This is a genomic window from Streptomyces sp. NPDC087901 (assembly GCF_044742205.1).
In the GTDB taxonomy this organism is placed as follows: domain Bacteria; phylum Actinomycetota; class Actinomycetes; order Streptomycetales; family Streptomycetaceae; genus Streptomyces.
The window spans coordinates 245,447-260,136 of sequence record NZ_JBIUUC010000012.1; the positions used below are offsets into that span (position 1 = coordinate 245,447).

Genomic DNA, 14,690 nt, shown 5'->3' on the forward strand with positions numbered 1-14,690 from the left:
TCTCCGACCTGCGCCGCGCCACCGGCCGCTTCTCCCCAGGACAATCGCTTGGCCGCGCTGATCCGCGACCTGAACACGGGCAACAGGAGGTTCGCCCATCTGTGGGCGACCGGAGAGGTGGCCGCACACCGCGAGGACCACAAGATGATCGGCCACTCGTCGGTGGGCCCGGTCACGGTGGACTGCGACGTGGTGGCCGACGGAGACTCCGAGCTCATGGCCGCCGTGCCCGGCAGCGAGGACGAGACCAAGCTCCGGGCTCACCGCCATCGCCGGCCCACCGGCCACGACGCACAACTGATCCGATATCACGCCGGCTGGAGCAGGTCCCAGCGGTTGCCGTACAGGTCCTCGAAGACCGCGACCGAGCCGTAGACCTCGTGCCGCGGCTCCTCCAGGAACCGGACGCCGGCCGCCAGCATGCGGGCGTGGTCGCCGGCGAAGTCCTCCGTGTGCAGGAAGAAGCCGACCCGGCCGCCGGTCTGGGCGCCGACACTGGCCGCCTGCACCTCGTCCTTGGCCCGGGCCAGCAGCAGCCCCGTGCCCTCGGTGCCCCGCGGACGCACCACGACCCAGCGGGTGCCGTCGCCCCGGCCGGTGTCCTCCACCAGCTCGAAACCGAGGGCGCCGGTGTAGAAGGCGAGCGCCTCGTCGTAGTCGCGGACGACCAGGGTGACCAGGGCGATGTGGGACATGGGTGCCTCGCGAGACAGTCGGGACAGTACGGGGAACGAAGGCCGGACACCGGCCCCCTGGCGGGACAATATCCGCCATGGACACCAGCGACCTCACCGGACTGACGGCCCGCGCCCACCGCCTCGCCCTGGCCGGGGGCCGTCGCATCCTCGGAATCGCCGGGCCGCCCGGGGCCGGCAAGTCCACCCTGGCGGAGCAGCTCGTCGGCGCGCTGGGCCCGCTCGCCGTCCTCGTGCCGATGGACGGCTTCCACCTTGCCCAGGCCGAACTGGAACGGCTCGGCCGGGCGGAGCGCAAGGGCGCGCCCGACACCTTCGACGCCGCCGGGTACGCGGCCCTGCTCCGGCGGTTGCGGGCGCCCGAACCAGGGACCGTCGTGTACGCCCCCGCCTTCGACCGGTCCCTGGAACAGCCGGTCGCGGGCGCCCTCCCCGTATCGCCGGACGTCCCGCTGGTCGTCACGGAGGGGAACTACCTTCTGTACGGGAGCGGGCCCTGGGCGCAGGTGCGGGGACTGCTCGACGAGGCGTGGTTCCTGGAGCTCGACGACGGCGTACGGGTCCGCAGGCTTGTCGACCGGCATGTGCGGTTCGGCAAGGAGCGGGCGTACGCGGAGCGCTGGGTGGCCCGTTCCGACGAGGCCAACGCGCGGCTCGTCGCCGCCGGCCGCGACCGCGCCGACCTCGTCGTACGGCTCGCTCCCGGCTCGCGGTCCTGACCGCTCGCGCACCACCGTCCGGGCGGGCAGGATGCAGAGAGCCGTTCCGCGCCGCCAGGAGGTCCCGCATGTCCAGCCCGAACCAGCCCGTACCGTTCACCGCCGACGACTACCGGACGAGGATGACGCGGGCCGCGGAGAGCGCCGCAGCCGCCGGACTCGCGGGCGTGCTGGTCGCACCCGGGCCCGACCTGGTGTACCTGACCGGCTACCAGCCCACCGCGATCACCGAGCGCCTGACCGTCCTCGTCCTGACCGCGGGCCAGGACCCGGTGCTGGTCGTGCCGACCCTGGAGGCCCCGGACGCGGAGAAGGCCGTCGGCGCGCCCGCGCTGACCCTGCGCGACTGGACCGACGGCAAGGACCCGTACGCCGTCACCGCGCCGCTGCTCGACGCCAAGGGCCGGTTCGGCATCAGCGACAATGCCTGGGCGATGCACCTGCTCGGCCTCCAGCAGCTGCTGCCCGGGACGTCGTACGCCTCCCTCACCGAGGCGCTGCCCATGCTGCGCGCCGTGAAGGACGGCCCCGAGCTGGAACGGCTCGCCGCCGCCGGGGCCGCCGCCGACGCCACGTACGAGGAGATCCTCAAGGTCCGGTTCTCCGGCCGCAAGGAGACCGAGGTGGCGGCCGACCTGGCCCGGCTGCTCACCGAGTTCGGCCACTCCCAGGTCGACTTCACCGTGGTCGGCTCCGGGCCGAACGGTGCCAACCCGCACCACGAGGCGGGTGACCGCACCATCGAGCAGGGCGACATGGTGGTGCTCGACTTCGGCGGACTCAAGCACGGCTACGGCTCCGACACCTCCCGCACCGTCCACGTCGGCGAGCCCACCCCCGAGGAGCAGCGCGTCCACGACATCGTGCGGGAGGCGCAGGCGGCGGGCTGCAACGCGGTGCGGCCCGGTGTCGCCTGCCAGGAGATCGACCGGGCGGCCCGCGCCGTCGTCACCGAGTTCGGCTACGGCGAACGCTTCATCCACCGCACCGGCCACGGCATCGGCGTCACCACCCACGAACCCCCGTACATGATCGAGGGCGAGGAGCTGCCGCTCGTCCCCGGCATGTGCTTCTCCGTGGAGCCCGGCATCTATCTGCCGGGCCGGTTCGGCGTCCGGATCGAGGACATCGTGACCGTCACCGAGGACGGCGGCCGGCGCCTCAACGCCACCGCGCGCGAACTGGCGATCGTCGAGTAGAGGCGGCCGGCCGCCGATCAGTCGTCGGCCAGCACCACGCACGACTCCGGCGGCAGATGCAGCGCCCCGTCCGCGCCGGGTGCGTCGACGGGCAGCCAGGCGGCCAACACCCGGCCCCCGCCGCTGCGGTGCCGGCCGCCGCCCAGCGGGATGGTGGCCGGCTTCTCGTCGAGGTTGACCGCGATCCGCAGATCGCCCCGGCGAAACGCCAGCCAGCGGGCCTCGTCGTCGTATGCCGTCCGCACCGTCGCCAGGTCCGGGTCGCAGAGGTCGGGCAGGGCGCGGCGCAGCGCGATCAGTTCGCGGTTCCAGGCGTGCAGGCGGGCGTGCGGTTCACGCTGCGGTTCGCTCCAGTCCAGGCAGGAACGGTCGCGGGTGGCCGGGTCCTGAGGGTCGGGGATGTCCTCCTCGGCCCAGCCGTGCGCGCCGAACTCCCGCCGCCTGCCGGTGCGTACGGCCTCGGCCAGCTCAGGATCGGTGTGATCGGTGAAGAACTGCCAGGGCGTACGGGCGCCCCACTCCTCACCCATGAACAGCATCGGGGTGAAGGGACCGGTCAGCACGAGTGCCGCCGCGCAGGCCAGCAGGCCGGGGGAGAGGGAGGCGGCGAGCCGGTCGCCGAGCGCCCGGTTTCCGATCTGGTCGTGCGTCTGGGCGTAGCCGACGAAGCGGTGCGCGGCGCTGCGGGTGACGTCGACGGGACGGCCGTGCGTACGTCCCCGGAAGGTGGAGTACGTGCCGTCGTGGAAGAAGGCGCTCGTCACGGTCTTGGCGAGCCCGGCCAGCGGGGCGGCGGCGAAGTCCGCGTAGTAGCCCTGGGCCTCACCGGTCAGCGCGGTGTGCAGACAGTGGTGGAAGTCGTCGTTCCACTGGGCGTGCAGACCGATGCCGCCCGACTCGCGCGGAGCCGTCGTGCGCGGGTCGCAGAGGTCGGACTCGGCGATCAGCGCGAGCGGGCGGCCCAGCTCGGCCGAGAGCGCGTCGGTGGCCGCGGACAGTTCCTCCAGGAACGTCAGCGCCCGGGTGTCGGCCAGCGCGTGGACCGCGTCGAGGCGCAGCCCGTCCAGCCGGTAGTCGCGCAACCAGGCGAGCGCGCTGCCCAGCAGGAAGGCCCGCACCTCGTCGGAGCCCGGCGCGTCCAGATTGACCGCAGCGCCCCACGGGGTGTGGTGCGTCTCGGTGAAGTACGGACCGAAGACGGGGAGGTAGTTGCCGGAGGGACCGAGGTGGTTGTGGACCACGTCCAGGACGACCGCGAGCCCCAGCCCGTGCGCCGTGTCGACAAAGCGCTTCAGTCCCTCGGGGCCGCCGTACGGTTCGTGCACGGCCCACAGCGACACCCCCTCGTACCCCCACCCGTGGACGCCGGGAAACGGGCAGACCGGCATCAGTGACACATGGGTGACGCCCAGCTCGGCGAGATGCCCCAGCCTGTCCGCCGCCGCGTCGAAGGTGCCCTCGGCGGTGTACGTACCGATGTGCAGCTCGTACAGGACCGCGCCCGGCAGCCCGCGCCCCGCCCAGTCGTCGGTGCGCCAGGTGTACGCGTCGTGGTCGACGACGGCGCTCTCGCCGTCCGGCCCGTCCGGCTGGCGGCGTGAGCGGGGATCGGGGCGCGCCGGGCCGCTGTCGAGGGCGAATCCGTAGCGGTCGCCGGCCGCGGCCTCCGCCTCGGTCCTCCACCAGCCGGCCCGGTCCGGATCACGCTCCATCGTCCGCAGCTCACCCGACAGCCGCAGAGCGGCCGATTCCGCGTCCGGTGCCCATACCTGGAACAACATGCAGCGCTCCCTCGTTTCCGGCTACCGGCCCATGGTCGGCAGACGGCGCGATCTTCGACCCGCGACACTGGATCGAGTCCGTAACTGGCGATTAAGGTCTGGATCTGGTTCTGGTTCTGATCATTGCCCTGCCGGGTTCTGACCTACGCACTCCCACTTACGGCTGTGGAGGCCGAGATGACTGTGCCGCTCTTCCCGCCCGGTTTCCTGTGGGGAGCCTCCGCCTCCGCCTTCCAGACCGAGGGCGCCGCCGACACCGACGGAAAGGGACCCTCCGGCTGGGACGCCTTCGCCGCGCAGCCCGGACGGATCAAGGACGGCACCGACACCACCCGCGGCACCGGCTTCCACCGGCACTACCGCGAGGACGTCGCCCTGCTGGCCGGACTCGGCGCCGACGCCTTCCGGTTCTCGGTGAGCTGGCCGCGCGTCGTCCCCGGCGGCAGCGGACCGGTCAACCCACAGGGGCTCGACTTCTACGACCGCCTGGTCGACGAACTCTGCGCCCACGGCATCACCCCGGCCCCCACCCTGTACCACTGGGACACCCCGCTCCCGCTGGACGAGGCCGGCGGCTGGCTGAACCGGGACACGGCCTACCGTTTCGCCGAGTACGCGGGCATCGTCGCCGAGCGGCTCGCCGATCGCGTACCCATGTGGATCACCCTCAACGAACCCGCCGAAGTGACCATGCTGGGCTACGCACTCGGCGAGCACGCCCCCGGCCGCTCCCTTCTCTTCGACGCGCTGCCCGCGGCCCACCACCAGCTGCTCGCCCACGGCCTGGCCGTACGCGCACTGCGGGCCGCCGGAGCCGAGAACATCGGCATCGCCGTCTCGCACTCCCCGGTCTGGACCGCCGGCGAGTCCGAGGAGGACCGCTTCGGCGCCGAGCTGTACGACACCCTCACCAACTGGCTGTTCGCCGACCCGCTCCTCACCGGCCGCTACCCGGACGAGAACTTCGCCGCGCTGATGCCGGGCCCCGTCGAGGACGACCTGCGGACCATCTCCACCCCGCTCGACTGGTACGGCGTCAACTACTACAACCCGACCCTGGTCGGCGCCCCCAGGGCCGACGCCCTCGACACCTTCGCCGGCTTCGGCATGCCCGCCGAACTCCCCTTCGGCATAAGGGAGATCGAGGGCTACGAGACGACGGACTTCGGCTGGCCCGTCGTCCCCGACGGCCTGCGCGAGACCCTGGTCCAGCTGCGGGACCGCTATGGGGACCGGCTCCCTCCGCTCTACATCACCGAGAACGGCTGCGCCGTCGACGAACCCACCGCGGACACCCGCCGGATCGCCTTCATCGACGGTCACCTGGGCGCCCTGCGGGAGGCCATCGACGCGGGCGTCGACGTACGCGGCTACTTCACCTGGTCGCTCACCGACAACATCGAGTGGACCGAAGGGGTCAGCAAGCGCTTCGGCCTGGTCCACATCGACTACGAGACGCTGCGCCGCACCCCCAAGGACTCGTACGCCTGGTACCGCGACGTCATCAGGGAACAGCGCGGGCACGGGGGCTGACGCGCGTCCACGCACCGGCCCCCGCTCCAGCCGTCGCCCACCAGGCGGCCCTCGCGATGGCGGTGTCGTCGCGCAGGGCGATCCAGGTCCACTCGTGCCGGTACTCCCCGCCGTCGCCCACTGTGGTGCAGCGGTGCCCGAAAGTGGCACGGCCGACGAGTGAGGCACGCCGAGAGCACGCACCTGACGCCGCTCCTGTGCGGGCGAACCTTGACGGACGCGGCACCAGCCCGTCGAACGGGCCGTCCAAGGGATTCGGACGGCCCGCACACCGACCCCGTCAGTCGTCCCACACCATGTCGAAGGCGCGCTCGAAGTTCACGTATCCCAGACGCGCGAAGGACTTCGCCATCGGCACGTTGCCGAGGTCCGTCGCGGCCCGGATGCGCTCCACACCGTCCTGTCCGGCGAGAACCCGGGTGCCCTCGGCAAGGAGTTCGTCGATGTAACCGTGACCGCGCTGCGCAGGCACGACACCGATGTACGCGATGATCGGGTTGTAGCTGTTGCGGGCTGGGACGACGAAACCGACCGGCTCGCCGTCCGGGAGTTCGGCGACGCGCCACCACTCCTGCGGGGTGGAGTAGTGGGCGAACTCCTCGTCGTAATGCTTCTCCGCGGCCTCGCGCGCCGACAGCCCGGACGCCAGGTCCTGCTGTCCGTGGGCGTCGAGGGTGCCCTCCAGCACCGGCGCCATCAACGCGAGAAGGTCCTCGCGCCCGGCGACCGGGCGGAACCGCAGCCGGCCACTGTCGGCCGGTACGGGGGTGCCCGCCCGCCACTCCAGGCGCAGCCGCTCCACGAGCATCCGGGCGCCGGTGCGTTCCATGACCCGGATGCGGGCCTCGACGACGTCACGGGCGGCCGGGTCCTCGCGCCAGTCGGGCGGCACGAACCGCCCGTAGTCGGGGCGCGCGGCGCCGGCCGGAACGACGGCGGCGGTCGCCGTCTCCAGCAGCCGCAGCCCCACCTCTCCACGCTCGGGCTCGGGCAGCGTGTCGTCCAGGTCGAAGAAGTCGAGGAAGAGCGGCTCCTTGCCGTCCTTGCTCCACCAGGCGATCCGCGCCACCACCCGGTCGCCCCGCAGGGCCACCCACATCCACTCCGGACGGCGTCGGCCCGTCGCGAGATCGTCCGCGAGTTCGTGGTCGAGGACGTAGGACAGCCGGCAGAAGAGGTCCAGCTCCTCCGGGCCGCACATCGGACGGATGGTCAGGCCGAGTGGTGCGTCGAGCACGAATCCCCCAGAGGTGTACGGCCTCGCCCCGGCGGTTGCCGGGACGGCGCGGCGGCCGACAGTAGCAACGTCCGGCGCGCACGCCCCCTGAATATTCAGGGGGCGTGCAGGTCAGGAGGGCGGGAATCGTGGTTGTTCTGGACACTCCGGGGCCGTCGGGCCGACAATTGGCTCTGTGACGTCCTCCTTCGAGTCCCACACGTATCCCGCGCGGCTGTCCGACGCCCAGCGCGACCGTGTTCTCGGTGTGCTCAGAGAGGGCGCGGCACAGGGCAAGCTCTCCCACGACACCTTCATGCGACGCATGGAACTGGCTCTGACCGCCGGCCGTTCCGAGGAACTGGAGGCCCTCACCGCCGACCTGGAGCGCAACGGCCGATGGTCGCGGCACCTGTTCCGGGCCGTCGGCGGGGTCTCCGGCTTCCCCGAGCGGGTGCGCAGGGCGTGGTGGGCCGAGCGGCTGCCCAAGCTGCTGCTCCCGGCGCCGAGTCCGCACCCCCTGCGGATCGGCCGCGACCCGGGCAACGGACTCCGCCTCAGCCACGAGACGGTGTCCCGGATGCACGCCGAACTCACCGCGCACGGCGGCCGGTGGGTGCTGCGCGACCTCGGCTCGACCAACGGCACCTGCGTCAACGGCCAGCGCGTCACGGGGACGGTGTCGGTGCGCGAGGGGGACCAGGTGAGCTTCGGCAGGATGACCTTCCGGCTCTCCGCGCCCGCGCTCCGGCCGCCGGCATGAACGCAGGCGTTCACGCCTGCTGGTGCAGCCCGCGGCCCGCCAGGGTGAGGAAGGCCTCGCCGACCGCCTCCGAGAGCGTCGGGTGCGGGTGGATGTGCTGGGCCACGTCGGACGGTTCGGCGTCCCAGCCGACGATCAGCTGACTCTCGGCGATCATCTCCGAGACGTGCGGCCCGACCAGGTGCACCCCGAGGACCCGGCCGCCGCGCTCCGCGACCACCTTCACCATGCCGCCCTGTCCGTGCACCATGCCCTTGGCAACGGCCGCCAGCGGCATCGTGTTGACCGCGACATCGTGCCCGGCGTCACGGGCCTGTGCTTCGGAGAGCCCCACGGACGCGGTCTGCGGTGCGGAGTACGTGACCCTGGGCACCGCCGCGTAGTCCACCGGCGCCGGCCGCAGACCGGCCAGCGTCTCGGCGACCAGCAGCCCCTCGGCGAAGGATGCGTGGGCCAGCCCGAGGGACGGCGGCGGCAGCAGGTCCCCCACGACGTGGATCCCCGGCACGGCGGTCTCCAGCCGCGACCAGTCCGCGGGCGCCACATGCCCGCGCTCATCGGTGGCGAGGCCCGCCGCCGCGAGACCCAGACCGTCCGTCACCGGGGCCCGGCCGACCGCTACGAGCAGCCGCTCCGCCTCCACCGTCCGGTTCTCGCCGCGCGAAGTGCGGACCGTGGCCTCCACCCCGTTGTCGAGGACGGCCGCGTCCAGCAGCCGCGCCCCCGTCAACACATCGATTCCGCGCTTCTTCAGACCACGCGTCAGATGACGTGACACCTCGGCGTCCTCCAGCGGAACAAGCCGGTCGGCGGCCTCCACCAGAGTGACTCTCGCCCCCATCGACCGGTGCAGCGAGGCGTATTCGACCCCGATCGCCCCGCCGCCCAGCACCAGGACCGACTCCGGCAGGCCGGGCGCGAACAGTGCGTCGTCACTGGTGACCACGCGCCTCCCGTCGGCTGTCAGGCCGGGCAGCATCCGCGGCCGCGAGCCGGTCGCGAGCACGATGCCGCGGCGGGCGGCGACTTCCCCGTACCCCTCGATCCGGACGCTGCGCGTACCGGTCAACTCGGCACTGCCGTGCAACACTTCGACCGCCGCATGGGCCAGATGTCCCTCCACGCCCCGGTGGTTGCGGGCCACGATGTCGTCGCGGGTGGCGACGAGCGCCGGCCAGTCCACCGACTCCAGGGTCGCCTTCACACCCCAGCGTTCCCGGGCCTCCACGATGCCGTCGACCAGTTCGGCGGCGTGCAGCATCGCCTTGCTGGGGATACAGCCCCGGTGCAGGCAGGTGCCTCCCACCTTGTCCCGTTCGGTGAGGACCACCTCCAGACCGAGCGCGGCCGCCCGCAGCGCGGTGGAGTAGCCGCCCGTCCCCCCGCCGATGACCACGACGTCGGTCTCGTTCACGTACTGCTGCTGTGTCATGTCCCCACCTTCCGCCCGGCCCTTACCATGAGTCCAAGGCAAGGTTTATGTGGATTCGATAGACGATGTTTATGGCTGAGGGCAGGGGACGGGCGCGATGAGTCTGCGGCAGATGGAGTACTTCCTCACAGTCGTCGAGGAGTCCTCCTTCACCCGGGCCGCCGAGCTCCTCCACGTCACCCAGCCGGCGTTGTCCCACCAGATCAAGGCCCTGGAGAAGGCCATCGGCGGCGCCCTGCTCGAAAGGCTGCCGCGTGGTGTCCGGCTGACCTCGATGGGCCGCGCCTTCCTGCCCCATGCCGAACGGTCCGTGCGCAGTGCCGCCCAGGCCAGGCGCGCGGCGCGGGCGGCGGCGGGCGTGGAGGGCGGCGAACTGCACATCGCCACCGTGCACCCGATCGCCGTCGGCATCCTCCCCGACGTCTTCGCCCGCTGGCGGTCCACCCACCCCGGGGTCGGCCTCGTGCTGCACGAGTACGCCACCACGGAGGCCCTGGAGGAACAGATCGAACGCGGCACCGCCGACCTCGCCGTCGGCCCGCCGCCCCCGCACTGGTCCGGCCCGGTGGTCCCTATCGGGGCGGAGGACATCGTCCTGGTCGTCCCGTTCGACGACCCCCTCGCCGGGCGGGCTTCGGTCCGGCTGCGCGAACTCGCCGACCGTCCGTGGGTGCGCTGCGCGATGGAAGCGGTCGTGGAGGGCCGCCCGTTCCTCGACTGGGCCTGTGCCCGGGACGGATTCGAGCCCCGTACGGCGGTGCGCACCGAGCACACGTCGACCGCGGTGCGTATGGCGGCGGCCGGGGTCGGTGTCGCGACGGCTCCCGCACACGTCGTACGGGGTGCGGTCGGGGAGGACTGCGCGGTGCTCACCGTGGACCCGCCGTGGCGCCGGGAGCTCGCGGCCTTCTCCCGAGTGGAACCGACCGGTGCGGCCGCCGCGTTCATCGAACTCCTGGTTTCGTCCTGGCCGCCGGGTCCACGGACCGGCAAGTGACCCGGACGGGGATCCGGCGCTGCCCCGCACCCCGATTCCCTTGGCCCGGGTACCGGGCCAAGGGCGGTGCTGGGCCGGTTGTCTATGCTGCCCCGATGACTGCAGTGGACATGAAGAAGGCACACAGTCCGCATGTGGACCGGGGAGGGTACTTTCTGTTCACACTCGCTGTGGTGGTACTGGGCTGGATCATCGCCGCGGTCAACACGGGCATCTCCTACCTCGCGTTGGGCATGGAGGCCGTCCCGATCGTCACCGGCGTCATCGGCTGTTTCGTCCTCGTGATCGTCCTGCGTTTCCTCCATCACGCATGGTGGCTCGCCGCCCTCTCCGTTCTGCCGGCGGTGTTCGTGCTCGTGGGCTCGGTCCAGTACGCGCCCGAAGCGGCGCTCGACGGCCGGGGTGTGCGCGAGACCGTCCGCGTCACCGCAGACAGCGCCGCCGCGAACGGCGGGTCGAATCACCGCTTCACCCTTGAGGGCCGGCTCGGGGAGCTTGAGGAGACCCTGAACTACAACGGGGACAACCCGGACTGGGAGGTGGGCGACCGGATCGAGGTCATCAGCGACCCGAAGAGGGTCGTCCCGCTGGAAGCCGCCTCCGACGTCGATTCGGGTGGCCGGCTCAGCATGCTTGTCATGGGCGTCGTCGGCTGGACGTGCATCACCCTCCTCGCCGGCCGGCGCGGATTCGTACGGCGCCGCGCGGGCCGGCGTCCCGCGTTCGAGGACCTCGACTGAGCCGCGTCCGACCGGTGGGACATGCCGGACGCAGGGCGGCGCATCACCCGGACGGCCGCACGCCGACTGCGGCAGGCCCGTTCAGGTGATCCCCTGAGAGGGATCGCGCCGCGCACCGGCGCACCGAACGCCCCGGGGGGTACGTCATGCAGGCAGACACGTCCGGAGACATACCGGCCCCCACGCCCTCGCCCGAAGGCCGCACCGTCCGGCGCCCGTCCACGCTGCCCCGCCGCGCGGCCCGGGCCGGCGGCGGTCCCAGTCTTCTCGCGCCGGGTGCGGCGCACGACCCGTACCGGCTCTACCGGGTGCTCCGCGAGGAGTACCCGCTCACTTACGACGCGCCGTTGGGCGCCTGGCTCGTCAGCCGGCACGACGACGTGGCCACCGCCCTCACGGACCCGAGGTTCGCGGGCTTCCCGCACGACGGGGCACCCAGGGGCGGCCCGGCCCCGCTCGGGCTCTGCCACGGCAGTGCCCGCTGTCTGCCCCGCGACCGGTACGCGGTGGCGGCCGGCTCCGTTCCCGCACATCTGGCGTCTCGCGTCGAGCGGACCGCCTATGTGCTGGCCCGGCGCATCGCCGGACGCCCGCAGGCCGATCTCGTCGAGGAGTTCTGCCGCTGGCTGCCCGTCGGAGCCGGGGCGGGCGCGGGCACCCGCGCGGCCGCCGACGCCGGCCCCTGCACCAGGCACACCGGACTGCGCGAGACCGCCCTCGCCTCCCTGCTCGCCAATCTGCTGGACGACCCCGACCTGCTGGCCGCCCTGCGCATCGAACCCGCGCTCACCGGCCGGGCCTGGACCGAGTCGCTGCGCCGCGACCCGCCTGTCCAGGTCGTGCTGCGCCGCACCGTCGCCGAGGTCACCCTCAGCGGCGGCACCCTGCCGGCCGGGGCGCCCGTCGCCTGCCTGATCGGCTCGGCGGGGCGCGACCCGGAACGGTTCGCCGCACCGGACGTCTTCGACCCCTTCCGTCGCGACCAGGACCGCGGCACGCCCGGCCCCGCGGGCTGTCCCGCCGTGCTGCTGGGCCGGATGGAGGCCGAACAGGGGCTGCGCGCCCTGCTCGACGCGATGCCCGCCCTGCGCTGGGCGGACGGATTCCGCCCGGCCGCCACCGGCCTGCTCACGCGGGGCCCGCGCTCCCTTCTCGTCCAGCCCGGGTAAGAAGAGCCACCGGCCGCGCGGCGAACAGCTCCGCCACCGGGACCGTGCCGCCGGAGAACTTCCGGCCCGGCGTCAGCAGATCGCTCCACACCCCGTCGTCCGGCAGCGCCAGCTCCGTTCCGCGCCAGCCGCCCGACTCCGCCAGCCGCAGCGACAGCCGGGTCACCGCGGTCACGACCTCGCCCGAGCGGCCGAAGGCCAGGCAGTGCGCCGCCGCCGGACCGGAAGCGGCGAGGGGGGCATACGTACCCGACTCGCCGAACACCTCGGGCCGCTCCCGTCGCAGCCGCAGCGCCGCCGAGGTGAGCGCCTCCTTCTCGTCTGTGGGCGCGTCGTCGGCGGGCGGTGCGAAGGGCCGCCGGTTGTCCGGGTCGACCAGCGCCAGATACTCCCGCTCCGTGCCCTGGTAGAGATCCGGCACCCCCGGCATCGTCAGGTGCACCAGCGCCGCGCCCAGCACATTGGCCCGCACATGCGGGGCGAGAGTCCCGGCGAACCGTTCCAGCAGCGCCCGCACCGGACCGGTGTCGGCGGCCGGACCGGCGGCCACGAAGTCCGTAGCCACCCGCTCGTACAGCGGATCGGGTTCGGTCCAGCTCGTGAACAGGCCCGACTCGCGCACCGCCTTCAGCAGCGCCGGCTCCAGCCGGGCGGCCTGCTCCCCGGGCGGGAACCCCACACAGCCGATCGCGGTCTGCCATGCCTGCCAGGCGAGCTGCGGATCGGGGGCGGCGGGGGCCGTCCGCGTCAGCTCGGCGACCAGCTCCGTCCACTGCCCGGGGCACTGCGACAGCACCGCGATACCCGCCCGGACGTCGGCGCTGCGCTTGGTGTCGTGCGTCGTCAGGGCCGTGCCGGTGGCGGGCCAGTCGCGGGCGAGCCGTGCACAGAAGGTGTGGAACGCCTCCGGCGCCACCGCCGGCTGCCCCGGATCACCGCCCACCTCGTTGGCCGAGATCAGCGGCACGTACCGGTAATACGCCGTGTCCTCGACCGCCTTGGCGCGCAGCGCGGAAGCGGTCTGGGCGAAGCGGGCACAGAACGCCGCCCGGTCCTCGCCCCCGCCGAGCCGCCCCAGGGCCAGCTCCCGCACCACGTCGACGGCCGCCGCCTCCTCCCGCACCGCGAACGCCGCCTTGGCATCGCTCACCGCGACCGGGTCGAGCGTCGCCCCGGCCGTCTCCGTGCAGGGGCCGCCCGCCGTCACATAGGGGCGGTACACCGGGACCCGGACCAGCAGTTCGCGCACGGCGGTGTGCAGGGCCCAGGGGGCGTGGTCGCGCAGCGCGGGGTCCTGGGCGCAGATGCGTGACGCGAGCCGGGTCAGCAGCTCGGTCTCGGCGGCCAGTTCATGGGTGACGACGCGGTACGCGGCCCGGCGCACGGTCGCCGTCCAGTAGCCTCCCCGGTCGCCCGCCGGGGAGGCGTACTCCCGGTAGCCGCCGAGCAGCTCGGCCGCGCCCGCCCGGTCGACGAAGAGCCCGTCGATCCGGTGAAGCGCGTCGTACCCCGTCGTCCCGGCCACGGCCCAGCCCGCCGGCAGGGGCTCGGGCCCGGTGAGGATCTTCTCCACCACCGTCCACGCCCCGCCGCTCGCCTCGGAGAGCCGCTCCAGATAGCCGGCCGGGTCGGCGAGCCCGTCCGGGTGGTCGATCCGCAGGCCGTCGACGACCTCGTCCCGTACCAGCTCCAGGATCTTGGCGTGGGAGGCGGCGAACACCTCGGGGTCCTCCACCCGCACCCCGATCAGCTCGGAGATGGTGAAGAACCGCCGGTAGTTCAGCTCGGTGCGGGCCAGCCGCCACCAGCCGAGCCGGTAGTGCTGGGCGTCCAGCAGTTCGGGCAGATCGAGGTGGGCGGTGCCGGCCCGCAGCGGGAACTCCTGCTCGCCGTAGCGCAGCACGTCCCCGTCGACCCGCAGCCGGTCCGTCTCCTCGCCGATGCGTCCGGCGAGGACGGGCAGCAGGATCCGCCCGTCGCCCGCCGCCCAGTCGATGTCGAACCAGCGGGCGTACGGGGAGCCGGGCCCCTCGCGCAGGACCTCGCGCAGTGCGTGGTTGTGCCGGGGGTCGGCGGCCATGTGGTTCGGCACGATGTCCAGGACGAGCCCGAGCCCGTGTTCCCGTGCGGTGCGGGCCAGCCGGCGCAGCCCCTCCTCGCCGCCCAGCTCGGCGCGTACCCGGCTGTGGTCGACGACGTCGTAGCCGTGCCGTGAGCCGGGCACGGCCTCGAGCACCGGTGACAGGTGCAGATGGGAGACGCCGAGGGAGGCGAGATACGGCACGGCGTCCTCGGCGGCCGAGAACGGGAACTCCGGCTGGAGCTGGAGCCGGTACGTGGCGGAAGGCGTCATGGGAACGTTCGTACCCAGATCCGGGCCGCCTGTGTCACCCGGGCACGGACGAGTGCACGAGCGGCGGCCCCGCGACGGCGGGCTTCCTTCCAC

The 14,690-nt window shown here is 72.9% G+C and carries 13 protein-coding genes; 8 read left to right on the forward strand and 5 right to left on the reverse strand.

Annotation, left to right across the window (positions count from 1 at the left end):
* The first annotated feature begins 48 nt into the window (after positions 1 to 48).
* Entirely contained in the window at positions 49 to 375 is a 327-nt protein-coding gene (locus ACIOEW_RS30875; protein WP_401967715.1) for a hypothetical protein, read from the forward strand.
* Here the strand turns inward: ACIOEW_RS30875 and ACIOEW_RS30880 are convergent.
* Positions 309 to 695, reverse strand: a complete 387-nt coding sequence (locus ACIOEW_RS30880; protein ID WP_401967717.1) for a VOC family protein — start codon at positions 693 to 695, stop codon at positions 309 to 311. The two genes, ACIOEW_RS30875 and ACIOEW_RS30880, sit on opposite strands and share 67 nt — an antisense overlap.
* A 77-nt stretch (positions 696 to 772) precedes the next feature.
* Here ACIOEW_RS30880 and ACIOEW_RS30885 point away from each other — a divergent pair, with 77 nt between their 5' ends.
* Entirely contained in the window at positions 773 to 1,414 is a 642-nt protein-coding gene (locus ACIOEW_RS30885) for a nucleoside/nucleotide kinase family protein (RefSeq protein WP_401967719.1), read from the forward strand.
* Between the two features lie 68 nt (positions 1,415 to 1,482).
* Positions 1,483 to 2,613: a M24 family metallopeptidase gene (locus ACIOEW_RS30890; RefSeq protein ID WP_401967722.1), complete on the forward strand. Its 1,131-nt coding sequence runs from the start codon at positions 1,483 to 1,485 to the stop codon at positions 2,611 to 2,613.
* A 17-nt stretch (positions 2,614 to 2,630) separates the two neighbouring features.
* On the opposite strand, the gene treZ is transcribed toward ACIOEW_RS30890, so the two are convergent.
* The gene (treZ, locus tag ACIOEW_RS30895) at positions 2,631 to 4,394 is read right to left on the reverse strand and encodes a malto-oligosyltrehalose trehalohydrolase (protein ID WP_401967724.1); all 1,764 of its coding nucleotides are present in this window, start codon (positions 4,392 to 4,394) and stop codon (positions 2,631 to 2,633) included.
* A 177-nt stretch (positions 4,395 to 4,571) separates the two neighbouring features.
* On the opposite strand from treZ, the gene ACIOEW_RS30900 reads away from it, so the two are divergent.
* Positions 4,572 to 5,927 (forward strand): GH1 family beta-glucosidase, encoded by a 1,356-nt coding sequence (locus ACIOEW_RS30900; protein WP_401967726.1) that lies wholly within the window; start codon positions 4,572 to 4,574, stop codon positions 5,925 to 5,927.
* Positions 5,928 to 6,207: 280 nt separating this feature from the next.
* Here the strand turns inward: ACIOEW_RS30900 and ACIOEW_RS30905 are convergent, their stop codons facing one another.
* Positions 6,208 to 7,128: a GNAT family N-acetyltransferase gene (locus tag ACIOEW_RS30905; RefSeq protein WP_401967785.1), complete on the reverse strand. Its 921-nt coding sequence runs from the start codon at positions 7,126 to 7,128 to the stop codon at positions 6,208 to 6,210.
* Between the two features lie 211 nt (positions 7,129 to 7,339).
* On the opposite strand from ACIOEW_RS30905, the gene ACIOEW_RS30910 reads away from it, so the two are divergent.
* Positions 7,340 to 7,906 carry an FHA domain-containing protein gene (locus tag ACIOEW_RS30910; protein ID WP_362548319.1) on the forward strand — a complete coding sequence of 189 codons (567 nt, stop codon included), beginning with the start codon at positions 7,340 to 7,342 and terminating at the stop codon, positions 7,904 to 7,906.
* 10 nt (positions 7,907 to 7,916) lie between these two features.
* Here the strand turns inward: ACIOEW_RS30910 and lpdA are convergent, their stop codons facing one another.
* Positions 7,917 to 9,338, reverse strand: a complete 1,422-nt coding sequence (gene lpdA / locus ACIOEW_RS30915) for a dihydrolipoyl dehydrogenase (RefSeq protein WP_401967729.1) — start codon at positions 9,336 to 9,338, stop codon at positions 7,917 to 7,919.
* 97 nt (positions 9,339 to 9,435) lie between these two features.
* Between lpdA and ACIOEW_RS30920 the strand changes: the two genes are divergently transcribed.
* The 3 genes from ACIOEW_RS30920 (at position 9,436) to ACIOEW_RS30930 (ending at position 12,244) form a co-directional block, all read left to right on the forward strand.
* Positions 9,436 to 10,335, forward strand: a complete 900-nt coding sequence (locus ACIOEW_RS30920) for a LysR family transcriptional regulator (protein WP_401967731.1) — start codon at positions 9,436 to 9,438, stop codon at positions 10,333 to 10,335.
* A 95-nt stretch (positions 10,336 to 10,430) separates the two neighbouring features.
* Positions 10,431 to 11,075, forward strand: a complete 645-nt coding sequence (locus ACIOEW_RS30925) for a hypothetical protein (protein ID WP_401967733.1) — start codon at positions 10,431 to 10,433, stop codon at positions 11,073 to 11,075.
* Positions 11,076 to 11,221: 146 nt separating this feature from the next.
* A complete protein-coding gene (locus ACIOEW_RS30930; RefSeq protein WP_401967735.1) occupies positions 11,222 to 12,244 on the forward strand; it encodes a cytochrome P450 in 1,023 nt (340 codons plus the stop codon).
* Here ACIOEW_RS30930 and treY read toward each other — a convergent pair.
* The gene (treY, locus tag ACIOEW_RS30935) at positions 12,204 to 14,597 is read right to left on the reverse strand and encodes a malto-oligosyltrehalose synthase (RefSeq protein WP_401967737.1); all 2,394 of its coding nucleotides are present in this window, start codon (positions 14,595 to 14,597) and stop codon (positions 12,204 to 12,206) included. The two genes, ACIOEW_RS30930 and treY, sit on opposite strands and share 41 nt — an antisense overlap.
* Positions 14,598 to 14,690: the final 93 nt, after the last annotated feature.